This is a genomic window from Pelomonas lactea, assembly GCF_043555885.1.
GTDB lineage: Bacteria > Pseudomonadota > Gammaproteobacteria > Burkholderiales > Burkholderiaceae_C > Pelomonas > Pelomonas lactea.
Window position 1 is genome coordinate 417,576 of the sequence record NZ_JBIGHX010000002.1, and the last position, 16,962, is coordinate 434,537.

Annotated in this window: 17 protein-coding genes; 12 read left to right on the plus strand and 5 right to left on the minus strand. The window is 70.0% G+C overall.

Annotation, left to right across the window (positions count from 1 at the left end; all coding sequences use genetic code 11):
• Nucleotides 1–112: 112 nt before the first annotated feature.
• Nucleotides 113–1,651, plus strand: coding sequence for a 4-hydroxy-3-polyprenylbenzoate decarboxylase (ubiD, locus tag ACG04Q_RS06240; protein ID WP_394510028.1), 1,539 nt, complete (start codon nt 113–115; stop codon nt 1,649–1,651).
• A 151-nt stretch (nt 1,652–1,802) separates the two neighbouring features.
• Here the strand turns inward: ubiD and ACG04Q_RS06245 are convergent, their stop codons facing one another.
• Complete coding sequence (locus ACG04Q_RS06245) at nt 1,803–2,597, minus strand: YdcF family protein (RefSeq protein ID WP_394510029.1); 795 nt, start codon at nt 2,595–2,597, stop codon at nt 1,803–1,805.
• Between the two features lie 39 nt (nt 2,598–2,636).
• On the opposite strand from ACG04Q_RS06245, the gene ACG04Q_RS06250 reads away from it, so the two are divergent.
• From ACG04Q_RS06250 to ACG04Q_RS06270, 5 genes are read left to right on the plus strand one after another with little or no spacing between them, the layout of a single operon-like run.
• The gene (locus ACG04Q_RS06250; RefSeq protein ID WP_394510030.1) at nt 2,637–6,086 is read left to right on the plus strand and encodes a DUF748 domain-containing protein; all 3,450 of its coding nucleotides are present in this window, start codon (nt 2,637–2,639) and stop codon (nt 6,084–6,086) included.
• 10 nt (nt 6,087–6,096) lie between these two features.
• Nucleotides 6,097–6,624 (plus strand): peptide-methionine (S)-S-oxide reductase MsrA, encoded by a 528-nt coding sequence (gene msrA / locus ACG04Q_RS06255; RefSeq protein ID WP_394510031.1) that lies wholly within the window; start codon nt 6,097–6,099, stop codon nt 6,622–6,624.
• Complete coding sequence (locus tag ACG04Q_RS06260; RefSeq protein WP_394510475.1) at nt 6,624–7,343, plus strand: ATP-binding cassette domain-containing protein; 720 nt, start codon at nt 6,624–6,626, stop codon at nt 7,341–7,343. Before msrA ends, ACG04Q_RS06260 begins: the two co-directional genes overlap by 1 nt.
• The gene (locus tag ACG04Q_RS06265) at nt 7,340–8,530 is read left to right on the plus strand and encodes an ABC transporter permease (protein WP_394510032.1); all 1,191 of its coding nucleotides are present in this window, start codon (nt 7,340–7,342) and stop codon (nt 8,528–8,530) included. Before ACG04Q_RS06260 ends, ACG04Q_RS06265 begins: the two co-directional genes overlap by 4 nt.
• Before the next feature lie 19 nt (nt 8,531–8,549).
• Nucleotides 8,550–9,044, plus strand: coding sequence for a DUF3299 domain-containing protein (locus tag ACG04Q_RS06270; protein ID WP_394510033.1), 495 nt, complete (start codon nt 8,550–8,552; stop codon nt 9,042–9,044).
• Here ACG04Q_RS06270 and pdxH read toward each other — a convergent pair whose 3' ends face one another.
• Complete coding sequence (gene pdxH / locus ACG04Q_RS06275) at nt 9,045–9,680, minus strand: pyridoxamine 5'-phosphate oxidase (RefSeq protein ID WP_394510034.1); 636 nt, start codon at nt 9,678–9,680, stop codon at nt 9,045–9,047.
• A 104-nt stretch (nt 9,681–9,784) separates the two neighbouring features.
• Here pdxH and ACG04Q_RS06280 point away from each other — a divergent pair, with 104 nt between their 5' ends.
• Nucleotides 9,785–10,390, plus strand: coding sequence for a nucleotidyltransferase family protein (locus ACG04Q_RS06280; protein ID WP_394510035.1), 606 nt, complete (start codon nt 9,785–9,787; stop codon nt 10,388–10,390).
• A gap of 1 nt (nt 10,391) precedes the next feature.
• Here ACG04Q_RS06280 and ACG04Q_RS06285 read toward each other — a convergent pair whose 3' ends face one another.
• Nucleotides 10,392–11,015 (minus strand): gamma-glutamylcyclotransferase, encoded by a 624-nt coding sequence (locus tag ACG04Q_RS06285; RefSeq protein ID WP_394510036.1) that lies wholly within the window; start codon nt 11,013–11,015, stop codon nt 10,392–10,394.
• Between the two features lie 133 nt (nt 11,016–11,148).
• Here ACG04Q_RS06285 and edd point away from each other — a divergent pair, with 133 nt between their 5' ends.
• Together edd and eda are read left to right on the plus strand one after the other, a co-directional pair.
• Entirely contained in the window at nt 11,149–12,978 is a 1,830-nt protein-coding gene (gene edd / locus ACG04Q_RS06290) for a phosphogluconate dehydratase (RefSeq protein WP_394510037.1), read from the plus strand.
• 114 nt (nt 12,979–13,092) lie between these two features.
• A complete protein-coding gene (eda, locus tag ACG04Q_RS06295) occupies nt 13,093–13,716 on the plus strand; it encodes a bifunctional 4-hydroxy-2-oxoglutarate aldolase/2-dehydro-3-deoxy-phosphogluconate aldolase (protein WP_394510038.1) in 624 nt (207 codons plus the stop codon).
• Between the two features lie 125 nt (nt 13,717–13,841).
• On the opposite strand, the gene ACG04Q_RS06300 is transcribed toward eda, so the two are convergent.
• The gene (locus tag ACG04Q_RS06300; protein WP_394510039.1) at nt 13,842–14,384 is read right to left on the minus strand and encodes a PaaI family thioesterase; all 543 of its coding nucleotides are present in this window, start codon (nt 14,382–14,384) and stop codon (nt 13,842–13,844) included.
• 66 nt (nt 14,385–14,450) lie between these two features.
• Nucleotides 14,451–14,870 (minus strand): hypothetical protein, encoded by a 420-nt coding sequence (locus ACG04Q_RS06305; RefSeq protein WP_394510040.1) that lies wholly within the window; start codon nt 14,868–14,870, stop codon nt 14,451–14,453.
• A gap of 87 nt (nt 14,871–14,957) precedes the next feature.
• Here ACG04Q_RS06305 and ACG04Q_RS06310 point away from each other — a divergent pair, with 87 nt between their 5' ends.
• From ACG04Q_RS06310 to ACG04Q_RS06320, 3 genes are all read left to right on the plus strand, one after another.
• The gene (locus tag ACG04Q_RS06310) at nt 14,958–15,704 is read left to right on the plus strand and encodes a helix-turn-helix transcriptional regulator (protein ID WP_394510041.1); all 747 of its coding nucleotides are present in this window, start codon (nt 14,958–14,960) and stop codon (nt 15,702–15,704) included.
• A gap of 182 nt (nt 15,705–15,886) precedes the next feature.
• Entirely contained in the window at nt 15,887–16,207 is a 321-nt protein-coding gene (locus tag ACG04Q_RS06315; protein WP_394510042.1) for a hypothetical protein, read from the plus strand.
• A gap of 87 nt (nt 16,208–16,294) precedes the next feature.
• Nucleotides 16,295–16,942, plus strand: coding sequence for a CatA-like O-acetyltransferase (locus ACG04Q_RS06320; RefSeq protein WP_394510043.1), 648 nt, complete (start codon nt 16,295–16,297; stop codon nt 16,940–16,942).
• The last annotated feature ends 20 nt before the right edge of the window (nt 16,943–16,962 follow it).

Genomic DNA, 16,962 nt, shown 5'->3' on the forward strand with positions numbered 1-16,962 from the left:
GTGCCCGGTGGACCTGGCCGGTTGGGTTCCGTAGAAACCCGAAGCGAACGAATTCTAGGGTTTGAAGATAACCCGTCAAGGCTGCTTTGGCCGATCAAAACTACTTTCAGTTATGAAATACAGCGACCTGCGGGACTTCATCGCCGGCTTGGAGGGCTTGGGCGAACTCAAGCGCGTGCGTGAAAAAGTCTCGCCCGTGCTGGAGATGACGGCCCTCAGCGACCGCGTGCTGCGGGCCGGCGGACCGGCCCTGTTGTTCGAGAGCCCCTCAGGGCATGCCACCCCCGCCTTGACCAATCTTTTCGGGACAACGCGTCGCGTCGCATTGGGCATGGGCGCTGACTCTCTGGCCGATTTGAGGGACGTGGGGCGGGTGCTGGCCAGCCTCAAGGAACCTGAGCCGCCCAAGGGGCTGAAGGACGCCGGAAAGCTGCTGCAGATGGCCAAGGCGCTGTGGGACATGAAGCCCTCCGTGCAGCGCAAGGCGCCGTGCCAGGAGGAGGTGTTCGAAGGCGCCGACATCGACCTGGGACGCCTGCCCATCCAGCATTGCTGGCCGGACGACGCAGCCCCCCTGATCACGTGGGGTCTGGTCATCACGCGCGGCCCGACGCGCACGCGCCAGAACCTCGGCATCTACCGCCAGCAGCTCATCGGGCCGCGCCAGGTCATCATGCGCTGGCTCGCGCACCGCGGCGGTGCATTGGACTTCCGCGACTTCGCGCTGGCGAACCCGGGCCAGCCGTTCCCCATCGCCGTGGCGCTGGGCGCCGACCCGGCCACCATCCTGGGCGCCGTCACGCCGGTGCCGGACAGCCTGTCGGAATATCAATTCGCCGGCCTGCTGCGCGGCTCGCGGACGGAACTGGTCAACACCGGCGTCGGCGGCGACAAGCCGCTGCAGGCGCCGGCTTCCGCCGAAATCGTGCTGGAAGGCCACATCCCGCCGGCGTCGGCCGGCTACACCGGCGTCAGCGAGCGCGGCGTGCCGCTGAAGGAGAAGGGCGGCTACCTGCACGCACTGGAAGGCCCGTTCGGTGACCACACCGGGTACTACAACGAGCAGGACTGGTTCCCCGTCTTCGAGATCACGCGCCAGACCCAGCGCGCCAACCCCATCTACCACTCCACCTACACCGGCAAGCCGCCCGACGAGCCGGCCATCCTGGGCGTGGCGCTGAACGAGGTGTTCGTGCCCATCCTGCAGAAGCAGTTCCCTGAGATCGTCGACTTCTACCTGCCGCCCGAGGGCTGCAGCTACCGGATGGCCGTCGTGTCCATCAAGAAGAGCTACCCCGGCCACGCCAAGCGGCTGATGTTCGGCATCTGGAGCTTCCTGCGCCAGTTCATGTACACGAAGTTCATCGTCGTCGTGGACGACGACATCGACACGCGCAACTGGCAGGAGGTGATCTGGGCCATCACGACGCGCATGGACCCGGTGCGCGACACGACGCTGGTGGACAACACGCCCATCGACTACCTGGACTTCGCGTCGCCCGTCAGCGGCCTGGGCGGCAAGATGGGGCTGGATGCCACCAACAAATGGCCCGGCGAGACGGACCGCGAGTGGGGCCGCTGCATCACGCTGCCGGCCGAGGTCACGGCCCGGGCCGACGCGCTATTCGGACAACTCTTCTTGAAGCCCTGACGCCGCTCGCCTACTGTTGCTAAGCCTTTTCAGGCAAACCCTCTGGCGCAATCTTTGCGCGCCAGGAGCCCAGTGGCAGATTGCCTCTGAGCCCCAAGGTGGCCTCGCCACCCACCCCGCCCGGCCTTCAAGCCCGGCGGGGTTTCTATTTCTAGCGGCCGCCGACGCGGGCCATGGCCTCGTAGACGACGTAACGAACCCGCTCGAAGCCGTCACGGCTGGGGCACCAGTCGTCGAACGAGGTGTCGCCGTCATCGGCGTGCAGCCCCACCGGCGCGGGCACGATGCGCAGGCCCAGCGGCGCGGCCTGGGTCTCGAAGGCCCGCAGCGCACGCGCCATGTGCGCCGCATGCGTGACGAGCAGCACCTGCCTGACCCCGGCCTGCGCGAGCAGCGGCAGCGTGTTGGCCGCGTTCTCGCGGGTGTCCCGCGAGCTGCCCTCGGCCCAGCGCAGCGGCAGGCGATAGTCCTCGGCCGCCACACGAGCGACGATGCTGGCTTCGGACTGGCGCAGTTCCGTGGCCGTCCAGCCAATGCCGCCGGAGAACCCCAAGGGCCAGCCGGTCCGGCGCGCCAGCCAGACGCCATAGGCCAGGCGCTCGGCGGTGATGTCGTTGGGCATGCCGCCGCCGTACTCCGGCACGTGGCGACGCACGCCGCCGCCCAGCACCAGCACGGCGCCGTCGGGCTGCCCCTTCAACGCGTTGATCCGGGCCGGCGCCAGCAGCGGTGGCTGGCCGGCCAGCCAGCCCAAGGCCTCGCCCGCCACGTCGGTCGCCGACAGCCAAGCCAGGGCCAGCGCCACACCCAACACCCAGCCTCCACCGCGTTGGCGCCGCCGCAGTCGCCAGCCGCCCCAGGCGGCCAGCAACAGCATCGGCGCCGGCGGCAGCGCGAGCGCCAGCAGCAGCGTCTTGAAACCTGAATAGTCGAGGGGGAAGCTCACGGGTCCATCATCGTCGACATCAATAATGCGTTCGCCGTGATGACCGTTCCCCGTTCACAACTTCGTATCGCCCTCTGGACCCTGGTCGCGCTGTCGGCCCTGGTCTCGCTGGCCCTGCTCATCGTCACACTCGCGCTGCCGGGCTGGATAGCCGGCCGCGGCATGGCGCTGGCCAGCGACGCGCTGGGCCGGCCCGTGCGCATCGCGCAGGCGCATTTCCAGCCCTGGCGCCTGGCCGTGGTGCTCGACGGCCTGCAGATCAACGCCGCCGCGCCAGGCCAGCCGCCGTTGTTCAAACTCGGCAAGCTCGACGCCGCCCTGTCGCTGCGCTCGCTGCTGCGCGGGCATCTGGTCGTCGAATCGCTGGCGCTGAACCAGCCGGAGCTGCGCATCGCCCGCACGGCCGAAGGCCGCTACGACATCGATGACCTGATCACCCGCTTTGCCGCCAAGCCCGGCGCGCCGCCGAGCGATGATCCCGAGTTCGCCGTCTACAACATCGAGCTCAGCGACGGCCGCGTCGTGTTCGACGACCGCCCGGTGCAGCGCAAGCACGAACTGTCTGCCCTGCACCTCGCGCTGCCGTTCGTGTCGACGCTGGCCTCCGACGTCAAGATCAAGGTGCTGCCGCACCTGAGCGGCCAGCTGGACGGCGTCGCCTTCGACAGCCGGGCCGAGGCGCTGCCTTTTGAAGACGATGCCAGCGGGCGCCTGTCGTTCAAGCTGGCGGGGCTGGACCTGGCACCGCTGGCCGCTTACCTGCCGGCCAGCCTGCCGCTGCGCCTCACCTCGGGGCGCCTCGACGTGGACCTGGCGCTGGACTTTGCCGAGCGTCCCAAGCAGCCCCCTGGCCTCAAGCTCAGCGGCGGTGTACAGCTGCACGGGGTGGCGCTGGCCATGCCTGACGGCCAAGCGCTGCTGGGCTTCAAGCGCCTGAGCGTGCCGCTGGTGGACGTGCAGCCGCTGCGCCGCCAGCTCGGTTTCGGTCAGATCGTGCTGGAGTCCCCCAGCGCGTGGGTGCGGCCGTTGCCGGCGACGAGAGAAGGCGGGGGCGCCGCGGCGCCATGGCAGATCAGCGTGGCGGGGCTGGAAGTCAGGGATGGCCAGCTGACACTGCGCGACCTGGCGCTGGACGCTATCCAGCTGAAACTGGGCGCCGCCGCCTGGCCCCTGAAGACGCCGGCCCAGCTCGACGCCAGCCTTCAGCTGGGCGAGGGGCGGCTGAACACCAGCGCCAGGCTGGCGCCCGAGCTGCTGGACGCGCAGGCCGAGCTCACCGACCTCGCCGTCGACCAACTGGCCGCGTGGCTGCCGTTGCCGGCGGGCGCCCGGCTGGTGGCCGGCGTGTCGGCCAAGGCGGCGCTCAGCATCAAGGACCCGCTTGCCGACGGCGCCGCCGACCGGGCCCAGCTGAGCTTGCGCGAGGTCCAGTTGGCGGACGCGCGGCTCAGCCTCGCGGCCAAGCCGGTGCTGTCGCTGGCCGCCGCGCGGCTGGACCAGGCCGACATCGACCCCGCCAAGCGCGCACTGCGCCTGGGCACGCTCAAGCTCGACGCACCACGGGCCCAACTGACACGCGACGGACAGGGGCAGCTCAACATCGCGGCCCTGCTGCCACCGGACGCCGCCGCGCCCGCCACCGGCCCGGCCTGGACGCTGCAGCTGGCCGGCCTGCAAGTGGATCGCGGCGCGCTGCGCTGGCGCGATGCCGCCGTGCCCGCGGGCGTGGCGCCGGTGGCGCTGACCGTCGAGCCGTTGCGGCTGCAGCTCGGCGCGCTCGCCTGGCCGGCGGCCGCGCCGGTGCAGGCGCAGCTGAGCACGCAGCTTGCCGCGCTGGGAGCCAACGACCAGCCCGTCGCCGCGAGCGCCGGCAGCCTGCAATGGCAGGGCCGCGTCGGCCTGGCGCCGCTGTCCGCCGTGGGCAGCCTGCAGGCCCAGGCCTTGCCGCTGCGCCTGCTGGACGCCTATCTCGACCCCGCCTGGGGCGTGCAGATCCAGCGCGCCGAGCTGGGTCTGAAGACCACGCTGGAGGCCGCACAGCAGGGTGACGGCGCCTGGCGGGCCGCTCTGGCGGGCGACGTACGCGTCGGGCCGCTGGCGCTCTTGCAGACGCGCCTCGTCGACGGCCAGCGCGTCAGCGGCGAAGACCTGCTCAGCTGGCAGCTGCTGCAGCTGGACGGTGTCCACCTGACCCTGGCCCCTGGCGCGCCGCCGCGGCTGGCGGTGCGCGATGCACTGCTGGACGACGCCTATGCCCGCCTCATCGTCAGCGAGCAGGGGCGCTTCAACCTGCGCGACCTCGGCCCTGCGGCGGCGGCATCCGCTCCGGCGGCCCCGGCCCCGGCCCCGGCCTCGGCGCCGGCGCCCGAGATCGCCGTCGAGCGCAGCCGCGTCAGCCGCACCACGGTGGACTTCAACGACCGCTTCGTGAAGCCCAACTACAGCGCGCGGCTGACGGAGCTGCAAGGTTCGCTGGGCGCGTTCTCGACGGCGGGCACGGCCATGGCCCCGTTGACTGTACGAGGCAAGGTGGCCGGCACCGGGCTGTTGGAGATCGACGGCCAGCTCAAGCCGGGCAGCCCGCCGGCCATGGACATCCAGGCCAACGCGACCGACATCGAGCTCGCGCCGCTGTCCACCTATGCCGGCAAATATGCAGGCTACGCGATCGAGCGCGGCAAGCTGTCGGCACGGCTGGCCTACAAGGTCGAACCGGGCGGGCAGCTCAGCGCCAGCAACCAGATCATCCTGAACCAGCTGACCTTCGGCGACCGCGTGGACAGCCCCGACGCGACGTCGCTGCCGGTGCGCTTCGCGGTCGCGCTGCTGAAGGACCGCGATGGCGTCATCGACGTGAACCTGCCCGTCAGCGGCTCGCTGAGCGACCCGGAGTTCAGCGTCGGCGGCCTGGTGTGGAAGCTGTTCCTCAACTTGATCGGCAAGGCGCTGACCTCGCCGTTCTCGCTGTTCAGCGGCAGCGATGCGCCGGAGGAGGCCGAGATCGCCTTCGCGCCGGCCAGCGCCGAGCCGGCCGCCACCGACAAGCTGGACCGCATCGCCCGGCTGCTGGCCGACAAGCCCGGCGTGCAGCTCACGCTGACCGGCTGGGCCGACGCCGAGAGCGAGATCCCCGCGTTGCGCGAGCAGCGCCTGGACGCCGCACTGAAGGCCGAGAACGCCGCCACGCCCGACGCCGCGCTGAAGCGCCTGTACACCGCCACCAAGCTGCCCAACAAGCCGCGCAACGTGCTGGGCCTGGCCCAGGACCTGCCGCCCGCGCAGATGCGCGGGCTGCTGATGGCCAGCTACGTCGTGGACGACGAGGCGCTGCGCCAACTGGCCGTCGCCCGCGCCGTGGCCGTGCGCGACGCGCTGCTGGCCCGCGGCGCGCCCAATGCCCGCGTCTTCCTGGCCGCGCCCAAGCTCTGCGACGGGGCTTGTGCGAGCGGCTGGCGCCCCCATGTCGAGCTGTCGCTCGCAGCCCACTGAAAGTCATGTCATGACCCTGGAACGAATCACGCTGGCCGGCGGTTGCTTCTGGTGCCTGGAAGCCGTCTACGAGCAGGTGCGCGGTGTGCACCGCGTCGAGAGCGGCTACAGCAACGGCCAGCACCCCAGCCCCAACTACGAGCAGGTCTGCAGCGGCACGACCGGCCATGCCGAGGTCGTACGGCTGGACTTCGACCCTGCCGTCGTGTCGCTGCGTGAGCTGCTGGAGGTGTTCTTCACCATCCACGACCCGACGACGCTGAATCGCCAGGGCGCCGACGTCGGCACGCAGTACCGTTCGGCCATCTACTGGCACACCGAGGCGCAGCGCGAGCTGGCGGCCGAGGTCATCCGCGAGGCCAACGAGCACCACGGCGGCCGCGTCGTCACGGAGCTGCAGCCCGAGGCCAACTACCACCCGGCCGAGGCCTATCACCAGCACTACTACGCGCGCAACCCGGACCAGGGCTACTGCGCCTTCGTCGTCGCCGGCAAGGTGGACAAGTTCCTCGCCAGCTTCAAGCGCCTCGTCAAGTGATGCTGGCCTGGGGCGGGCTGCGCCACCGCTACGCGAGCGGCGCCGAGGTGGCCTATGCGGACTTCATGCTGCCGGCCGGCCGGCACCTGCTGCTGCGCGGTGCGTCGGGGTCGGGCAAGTCGACGCTGCTGGCGCTGCTGGCCGGCCTGCTGCGCGTGCAGCAGGGCCTGCTCAGCGTAGCCGGCACCGAGCTCCAGGGTCTGAGCCCGCGGGCGCTGGACGCCTGGCGCGGCGCGACGCTGGGCGTCGTGCCGCAGCGGCTGCACCTGAGTGACGCGCTGACCGTGGCCGAGAACCTGGCGCTGCCGGCGCTGGCGGCCGGGCAGCGCGCCGACACGGCCCGCGCCGCGGCGCTGCTCGCGGCGCTGGGCATTGCGGACCTGGCCGGCCGCCGGCCGCACCAGCTCAGCGTGGGCCAGGCGCAGCGCGTGGCGCTGGCCCGCGCACTGATGCGCCGGCCACGGCTGCTGCTGGCCGACGAACCCAGCGCCAGCCTGGACGACGAACACGCGCTGCACATGCTGGCGCTGCTGCTGAGCACGGCCGAGCGCGAGGGCTGCACGCTCATCATCGCCAGCCATGACGGCCGCGTCATCGACGCGCTGGGCGACCGTGACGATGTGACGGAGCTGGTGCTGCCTGGCCGTGCGCCGGACGGCCAGCCGATCGACGTGTCGTCGGACCGCACGACGTTCTGGACCAGCGGGGTCACGCGATGATCCGGCTGGCCTGGCGCTATCTGTGGTCCAGCCCGCTGACGACGGCGCTGAACCTGCTGCTGCTGACCCTGGGCCTCGCCGCCGTGACCTTTGTGCTGCGCGCCAGTGCCCAGGTGGAGGCCGGGCTGCGGCGCGACCTGGCCGGCATCGACCTCGTCGTCGGCGCCAAGGGCAGCCCGATGCAGATCATGCTGGCCGGCGTGTTCCACCTCGATGCGCCCACCGGCAACATCCCGCTGGCCACGCTGGAGCTGCTGAAGCGCCAGCCGCTGGTGGCGCAGGCGGTGCCACTGTCGCTGGGCGATTCGTTCCGCGGTTTCCGCGTCGTCGGCACGACGCCCGACTACCTCGACCTCTACGACGCGAAGCTGGGGCAGGGCGCCTTGTGGGCCAAGCCCATGCAGGCGGTACTGGGCGCCGAGGTGGCGCGCACGAGCGGCATGAAGCCGGGCGCCCATTTTGCCGGCAGCCACGGCCTGGCCGGCGGCGATGCCCATGCTGACCACCAGTTCGAGGTCGTCGGCGTGCTGGCCGAGTCGGGCAGCGTGCTGGACCGGCTGGTGCTGACCGATCTCGCGTCGGTCTGGGAGGTGCACGGCGACCATCATGAGGCCCATGACGCGCACGACGAAGACGAACCCCGGGAGATTACGCTGGCGCTGGTGCGCTACCGCAGCCCGCTGGGTGCGGCGATGCTGCCGCGCTGGGTCAATGCGCAGGAAGGTCTGCAGTCCGCCGCGCCGGCGCTGGAGACCGCCCGGCTGATGCGGCTGGTGGGGGCGGGCACCGAGGTGCTGCGCGGCTTCGGCATCGTGCTGCTGATCGCGGCTGGCCTGTCCGTCTGGGTGGCCTTGCTGCACGCGGTGCGCGCCCGCCAAGGCGACCTGGCCATGCTGCGCATGCTGGGTGCGCCGGCCCGGCGCATCGCCGCACTCATCGCACTGGAGGCGCTGCTGCTGGCCGGGTTGGCCACGGTGCTGGGGCTGGCGGCGGGGCACGGCCTCGTCGCCGGGCTGGAGCACCTGCTGGCCGAGCGGCAGTCGCTGCGGCTGGGCCCGCTGGGCGTCAGCGAGGCGGAATGGCTGGTGCCGCTGCTGGCCGGCGGCCTGGCGCTGCTGGCGGCAGCCTGGCCGGCGTGGCGAGCGTACCGGCTGGATGTCACCACGCTGCTGCAGGCGCCGCGCTGAAGCCCGACAATCCGTCGCCATGAAGTTCAAGACCGTCCTCGCCCTCTGCCTGGCTGCCTCGGCCGCCTCCGCCGCGTTCGCGCAGACCCCGCCCGTCATGGGCCAGGGCCCCGGCTATCACGACCCGCGCAGCCCGTTCAAGCCGCTGGAGGAACGCGCCGACATCGTGTCGTGGAAGCTGCTGTCCCAGGTCACCGCCAGGGCCGAGAAAAAGAAGCTCGTGCCGACCTTCCCGGCCGCCGTGCAGGCGCTGGACCGCAAGACGGTGAAGGTGCAGGGCTTCATGACGCCGCTGGAGGCGGGCGACAAGCAGCAGCACTTCCTGCTGTCGTCGGTGCCCACGAGCTGCTCCTTCTGCGTGCCGGCCGGCCCCGAGGGCATGGTGGAGGTGCGCACCAAGAAGCCCGTGCGCTACACGCTGGAGCCTGTCGTCGTCGAGGGCACGCTGGCCGTGCTGATGGACGACCCCTACGGCCTGTACTACCGCGTGGAGGACGGCACCGCCGTCAACTGATCACGGCGCGAGCCGGTCGCGGCGCCAGGCGCCGCCGTCCAGCGTGAACACCAGCCGGTCGTGCAGCCGCGAGCGGCGGCCCTGCCAAAACTCGTAGCGGTCCGGCACCAACCGGTAGCCGCCCCAGTGCGGCGGGCGGTCGGGGTTCAGCCCGTGCTCGACGGCAGCCTTGGCCGCGTTGGCCACCAGCACGGCACGCGAGCTGATGACGCGGCTCTGCGGTGAGGCCCAGGCGCCCAGGCGCGAGTCCAGCGGGCGGCTCCTGAAGTAGTCGTCCGACTCCTGCGCCGACGTCTTCTCGACGCGGCCTTCGATGCGCACGACCCGCTCCATTTCCACCCAGTGGAACTGCAGCGCGGCGAACGGGTTGCCGGCTAACTCCTCACCTTTGCGGCTTTCGTAATTCGTGAACCAGACCATGCCGCGCGCGTCCGCCCCCTTCAGCAGCACCACACGCGTGGAAGGGCGTCCGTTGGCGCCGACGGTGGCCACCGTCATCGCGGTCGGCTCCGACACGTCGTGCGCGATGGCCTCGTCCATCCAGCGGTTGAACAGCGCCAGCGGGCCATCGGCGGCCTCGGCCTCGTCCAGCTCCCCTAGTTCGTAGCTCTTTCGGAAATCGCTCAACTTGCTCATGCCCCGAAGTATGCAGACCTTCCCTTAGGTGAACGTCCCAGTTGGTCAAGATCCAACGTGACCGGCATGCTTGCGGCACTGCAGCAATGAACCCACCTCCGATGATGAAACGACGCCCCGCCGTCGTCGTGCTCGCAGCAGGACGCGGTTCACGCTTTCGCGGCCCGGGACACAAGCTGGAGCAGCGGCTGGGCAGCGCGCCTGGCTCGGACACCGTGCTGACGCGCACGCTTCGCCATGCCATTGCCACGCAGCTGCCGGTGGTCGTCGTGACGACGGCCGCATTCGCGCCCACGGCGCACCGGTTCGTGGCGGCGCGAGACGTGGTGACGTTGCCCGAGCATGACGCTTCCGGCCGACCGCATCCCATAGGCATGGGGCATTCCATCGTCGCCGGCGTCAGCGCCAGCGGCGACGCCGACGGCTGGCTCATCCTGCCGGCGGACATGCCGCTGGTGCAGCCGGCCACCATCTTGGCCGTCGCACAGGGGCTGGAGCGCTACCCCGTCTGCTTCGCGCAATACCGTGGCATGCAGGGGCATCCAGTGGGCTTCGGCACCGAGCTGTATTCGGAGCTGATGGCCTTGAATGGCGACGAGGGCGCGCGGCGCATCGTCGCGCGCTACGCGGCCCAGCCCATCGCCGTCGACGACCCCGGTGTCCACGTCGACGTGGACACCGCCGAAGACCTCGCGCGCCTGCTCGCGTGATTCAAAGCGGCGCGCACAGCCCGTGTCGCGCGGCCAGGTGGGCCTGCCGCTCCAGCTCCATGTCCCGGATGCCGTGCTCGCGCAAACCCTGGATGGTGCGCAGCAGGTAGTCCAGCGTCGTGCCGTAGCGGCCGCTGGCGTGCTGGAAGATGTGTAGCAACTCGGGCTCGTGCAACGGCCCGGTCCAGTTGGGGCTCTGCCGTGACAGCGTGAACGCCAGCGCGCGCAGCCGGCCGTCCGGGGTGTCGCAGTTCAGCCAGCGCGGCTCGTAGACGCCGTTGGGCATCTCGCGCGCCCACAGTCGCAGCAGCACGGCCTCGCCGGCTTCGCGCGGAATGCGGTAGACCAGGCCGCGGCAGCTGCCGCCGGACAGCAACGCCAGCACCAGCCCGGGCTCCTGCGGCGAGCCACGGTTCACGCGCGAGCGCATGCGCAGCACGCGGTGAAAGCCCAGCACGCGGGCCGGCAGCGCCTGCGTGAAGTCAAATTCGGGTCGCCAGATCAGCGAGCCGTAGGCAAACAGCAGCAGGTCGTCGCCGCTGGCGCGCCATTCGGCGGTCGTGCGCTGCAGCAGGTATTGGCTGCGCTCGGGGCCATGGGGAATGTGGATTGCCTGTGAAGCCATGGCCTGCCATCTTGTCACGGCATGACGCCGGAGGTACCCAGGCCGTAACCCGCGGAGCCGCGCGGGCAAGTAATATGGTTACCTAAATTCTCAACGTCCGGTTACGAACGCCGAGGCGCCAGGAGACCCAGAGATGAACACCACCCTGAACGAAGTCACGGCCCGCATCCGCGAGCGCAGCGCCAAGCTGCGCGGTGACTACCTTGCCCGCATCGCCCTGCTGAACAACCGCCAGCGCGGCTTCGAGCGCATGGGCTGCGCCAACGTGGCACACGCCGTGGCGGCGCTGCCGGCCAATGACAAGCTGCGCATCGTCGCCGAGAAGGCGCCGCATCTCGGCGTCGTCACGGCCTACAACGACATGCTGTCGGCCCACCAGCCCTACGAGGACTACCCCGCGCAGATCCGTGCCGAGGCCCACCGCCTGGGCGCCACCGTGCAGGTGGCCGGCGGCGTGCCGGCCATGTGCGACGGCGTCACGCAGGGCCTGCCGGGCATGGAGCTGAGCCTGTTCTCGCGCGACACCATCGCGATGAGCACCGCCATCGCGCTGACGCACGATGTGTTCGACGCGGCGCTGCTGCTGGGCATCTGCGACAAGATCGTGCCGGGCCTGTTGATCGGCGCGCTGCACTTCGGCCACCTGCCGACCGTCTTCGTGCCGGCCGGCCCGATGGGCACCGGCATCTCCAACAGCGACAAGGCCAAGGTGCGCGAGCTGTACGCGCAGGGCAAGGTGGGGCGCGACGAGCTGCTGAAGAGCGAGTCCGCCGCGTACCACAGCGCCGGCACCTGCACCTTCTACGGCACCGCCAACAGCAACCAGATGCTGCTGGAAGCCATGGGCCTGCACGTGCCCGGCAGCGCCTTCGTGCATCCGCACGACGACCTGCGCACGGCGCTCACGCGCGAGGCCGTCGCGACGGCGCTGAACATCTCCGGCCGCGTGGCCGGCAAGGCGGCCAAGCCCATCGGCCAAGTCGTCGACGAGCGCTGCATCGTCAATGCGATGGTGGCGCTGCTGGCCACCGGCGGCTCGACCAACCACCTGATCCACTGGGTCGCCGTGGCCCGCGCGGCCGGCATCCTGATCAACTGGACGGACTTCTCCGACCTGTCCGGCGTCGTGCCGCTGCTGGCGCGCGTGTACCCCAACGGCAGCGCCGACGTGAACCAGTTCCAGGCCGCGGGCGGCCCCAGCTTCGTCATCCGCGAGCTGCTGGACGCTGGCCTGATGCACGAAGACGTGCTGAGCGTGGGCGGCGACAACCTGCGGCCCTACACCACCGTGCCGCGCAGCGTGGGGCAGGGCGGGGAGGTCGTCCGCGAGGCGCTGCCCGCTACCCCCATCGACGACAGCGTCGTGCGCACGGCCGCCGCGCCGTTCAGCGCCACCGGTGGCCTGAAACTGCTGGACGGCAACCTGGGCCGTGCCGTCATCAAGTCGTCCGCCGTGCCGGAGGACCGCCACACCATCGAAGCCCCGTGCCGCATCTTCACGACGCAGGAAGCCATGCTGGCCGCGTTCAAGAATGGCGAGCTGGAGAAGGACGTCGTTGTCGTCGTGCGCTTCCAGGGCCCGCACGCCAACGGCATGCCCGAGCTGCACAAGCTGACGCCGCCGCTGGCCGTGCTGCAGGGCAAGGGCTTCCGCGTCGCGCTGGTTACCGACGGCCGCATGAGCGGCGCCTCGGGCAAGGTGCCCGCGGCCATCCACGTCAGCCCCGAGGCGCTGGCCGGCGGCCCGCTGGCCAAGCTGCGCGACGGCGACGTCGTGCGCGTCTGCGCCGTCAACGGCGTGCTGGCCGCGCTGGTGGACGAGGCCGAGTGGGCCGCGCGCGAGAACGTGGCGCTGGCGCCCGCGGAGGCCGACGTCAACGCGCACGGCCTCGGCCGCGAACTCTTCGCGGGTCTGCGACGCAACGTGCTGAGTGCCGAAGAGGGCGCTGTCACCTGGTTGTGAACAATTGCGTGCCAGACCGATCGAGTGAAGCGAGTCGCTCTGGCACCTCTGATGAATTGAGTGCCAGACCGCCCGAGCGAAGCGAGTCGCTCTGGCACCACTGACTAAAGAAAAATGCTTGAAACCCTGAGCCTGGCCAGCCACGGCCCCGTCATCCCCGTCATCGTCATCCAGCGCCTGGAAGACGCCGTGCCGCTCGCCGAAGCGCTGGTCGCCGGCGGCGTCAAGGTGCTTGAGGTGACGCTGCGCACGCCCGTCGCGCTGCAGGCCATGGAGGCCATGGCCAAGGTGCCCGGAGCCATCGTCGGCGCCGGCACGCTGCGCACGCCGCAGGACGTCAGCAACGCGAAGAACGCCGGCTGCGTGTTCGGCGTCAGCCCCGGCTACACGGACGCGCTGGCGTCCGCCTGCAAGGCCGAGGGCCTGCCGCTGCTGCCCGGCGTGTCCACCGCGTCTGAAGTGATGCAGGCCAATTCGGCCGGCTTCAACTTCCTGAAGCTGTTCCCGGCCACGGCCGTGGGCGGCGTCAACCTGCTGAAGGCGCTGGCCGGCCCGTTCCCGGACGTGGCCTTCTGCCCCACTGGCGGCATCTCGCTGCAGACCGCGCCCGACTTCCTGAAGCTGCCCAACGTCAAGGTCTGCGGCGGCTCCTGGCTGACGCCGCAGGACGCGGTGGACGCCAAGGACTGGGCGCGCATCACGAAACTGGCCGCCGAGGCGTCAGCGCTGCGGCCGTAGTTTCTGCGGGCCGAGCGCCGCGCCGCCCCAGGCCGGCACGCGCTGGCGATGTGCTCGTGGCTCGATGCCACGAGCATCGCCGTCCCCTCGGGGGACCGTCCAAGGTAGTCCTTGGACGAGGGGTGTCAGGGCATGTCGAACAGCAGGCAGGTTGTACTCGCATGCGCGTACAACTTGTCATCGTGGCCGACGAGATCGGCCTCCGCCGTCGTCACCTGCCGGCCACGGTGAACGACGCGGCCGATGGCGCGCACCAGCGGCACGCGGTCGGTCAGCGCACGCACCAGGTTCACCTTGAACTCCAGCGTCGTGTAGGCCCGGCCGACGGGTAGCGTCGTGTGCACGGAGCAGCCCAGCGCCGAGTCCAGCAGCGTCGCGAACCAGCCGCCATGCACGCTGCCCAGCGGGTTGTAGTGCTTGAACTGCGGGCGGCCCTGGAACACGGCCTCGCCGTCAGCGACCGAGATCAGCGTGAAGTCCAGCGTCTCGCTGATGGGCGGGCGCGGCGCCAGACCGTCCAGCATGGCCTGCATCTGCTGCAGCCCGGTCTTGCCGGCCAGCATGGCGGGTGACGCCAGTCCGACCTCCTGCTGCACGCGGGCCAGCACCGCGGCCTCGTCGGCGCGCCACTGGGCGAGGGTGTCATCGGGAGAAAGTGCAGAAGTCATGTCGTCGGCCCGGGAGTTGAGCCGTCGATTCTGCGCAAGCGCGCCGGGCGCCGCTGTCGCCTGGGTTCAGGCCGCCAGCCGCAGCGGAGCCTGGGCCGGCGCGCGCCGCTGTGGCTCCACCATCCGCAGTTCGTCCAGCACGGCGCCCTGCCACGGCAGCAGGTAGACCAGCGTTGCCAGCGTCGTGCGGCGGCGCGACGACAGCAGCGGCCGGCCACGGTCGTCCAGCAGCAGCACGTTGGAACGCACGTTCAGCGGATCGGCCTGCACGACGGTGCCCTCGTCGATCTCCACCCAGTCCCATTCCAGCCACGCGCTGACGTCGGCATAGCGGCGCTCCCAGCGTGTGGTGCCGCCCACGGAACGCTCGGCGGAAGGCGTGCGCAGCACGCGGGTATGGGCGTGGCGAACATCCGCGGCGGCGCTCGACAGCGCGGTGGCGGGCCAGCAGACGCTGCCCTCGGGCAGCCGGATCAGGGTGGACATGAGCAATACCTCACGGTCGTGGAATTCGAACGAGGGGCAGTCTCTGGTCACCAAGGGGTTGGCAACAAGCTGGCAGACTTGGCAGGTATGGTCACCCCGGAAATGAACTATCAGCAGCTGATCGACGTCGGCATGAGCGAGGACTTGGTGAGCTTCGAGCGGCGCCTCGTCAGGACGGCGGACGCGTTGGGCTTCCCCATCATCTCGGGACTGTTGATGCGCGGCGGACTGAATAGTGCCGGCATTCTCGGCAGGAGCTTCGGCAATCCCCCTGAAGGTCACGCTGAGGCTGCCAAGGATCTGGGTGATTCGCTGCGCGATCCAGTGCTTGAGCGACTGATGTCCCAATCGCTCCCCGTCCTTTACGACCAGCAAACCTATGTCAACGCGGGCGTTGGCGAGCTCTGGGAAACGCAGGCCCCGTTCGGGTTCAAGACTGGCATCGCCATCAAGCTGCATCTTCCCGAAGACAAGCATTTCCTCCTAGGCGTGGATCGAGAAGAAGCGCTGCCGGAATCCGGAGCAGGCTTAATGCAGATGGTGGCAGGTCTTCAACTTCTCGGCGCTCACGCCATGGCTGCAGCAGACCGTTTGCTTGGCCCGGAGATTGGCCGTCTGAGTAAGCCCGAGCAAGGCGAACGACCGAAGCTCACCAAGCGGGAACTTGATGTGCTTAGCTGGACGGCGCAGGGAAAAACCGCTTGGGAAGTGAGCGTCATCCTCGGCATGAGCGAAAAGACGGTGAACTTTCATTTGGGCAATGTGATGCGCAAATTGGGTGTCAATTCCAAGCACCAGGCCGTCCTGAAATGCGTCGCCTTTGGCATTCTTTGAATCAGGCAACCTAGCAGACCTTCCAGGTTTCTAGGGGGGTGAAAACAGGGACAGTTCGGGGCATCGAATCCCCGCTACCTCCTTGTTGGAGCCCCAAATGAGCCTCATCGACCTCGTCTACGAAATTCTCGGCCTGCCCCGTACCGGCTGCTGAACGCGGAGCGCGGCGAGGTCTCGCAAGGATGACTCAGCGCTTTATCAATTTGTTTCCTGAGTCCAAGAAACTGGATGCATCACACCAGCTTGAACTCGACGACACCGTGTCCATCTCTTCTGAAACCTATGCCCGGCTGCTGAGCCTCGCCGACCAGGCGCCGCTCGACTGCCTGCCGCTGACCGAGCGCACGCTGGAACGGGCCAAGACACTGGGCTACAACCAGATCGGCCAGATTCGCCTGACGCCTGCCAGCCGGCTCGTGGGCGACCTGGGCGAGGATCGCGCCGAGGAACTGCATCGCGCGCTCGACGACTTCGGCATGCGGCAGACGAGCACCGCCGACTGACGGCCCGGCTCGAACACCGCGTTTGCGCAACCCAGGCGCCCCGACCGCCTGGGTTTTTTTGTGCCATCGGCGTGCGAGCATGCCGGCATGCAAGACCGCGACATTCCCCTGGACGCCTGGCCGCGCCGCGCGGCGCTGGCCCACTTCCGCCACATGGCCCAGCCGGCCTTCAGCGTCACCGTGCCGGTGGACGTGACCGGCCTGCGCGAGCGCGCCGCCGCGCATGGCGCCACGCCATGGCTGGCCTATCACCATGCCGCGCTGGAGGCGGCCAACTCGGTGGATGGCATGCGCCAGACGCTGCTGGCCGAGGGGCTGGGCGTGCGTGAGTTCACCACCATCCACGCCAGCACCACGGTGTTGCGTGACGACGGCAGCTTCGGCTTCGTCACGCTGCCACGCGACCCGTCGCTGGAAGCGTTTGCGGCGCGGGCCCGCCCTCATGTGGAGCGCGTGCGCCGCGCCAGCGGCGACCTGTTCGCCGCCGACGAGCCCGGCGAGGTGCGCGAGGAGACGCTGGTGCACATGACCGCGCTGCCCTGGCTGGCCTTCACCGCCTTCACGCATGCCCGCGGCCAGGGCGACGACCGGCCCAAGATCGCCTTCGGCCGATTCAAGGAAGAAGGCGGCCGGCTGCTGATGCCGGTGGCCGTGGACGTGCACCACGCGCTGTGCGACGGCGTGCACGTGGGGCGCTTCTTCGAGCGCCTGCAGGCGAATCTCGACGCTGTCTGACGTCTGACGCCGGCCGACTG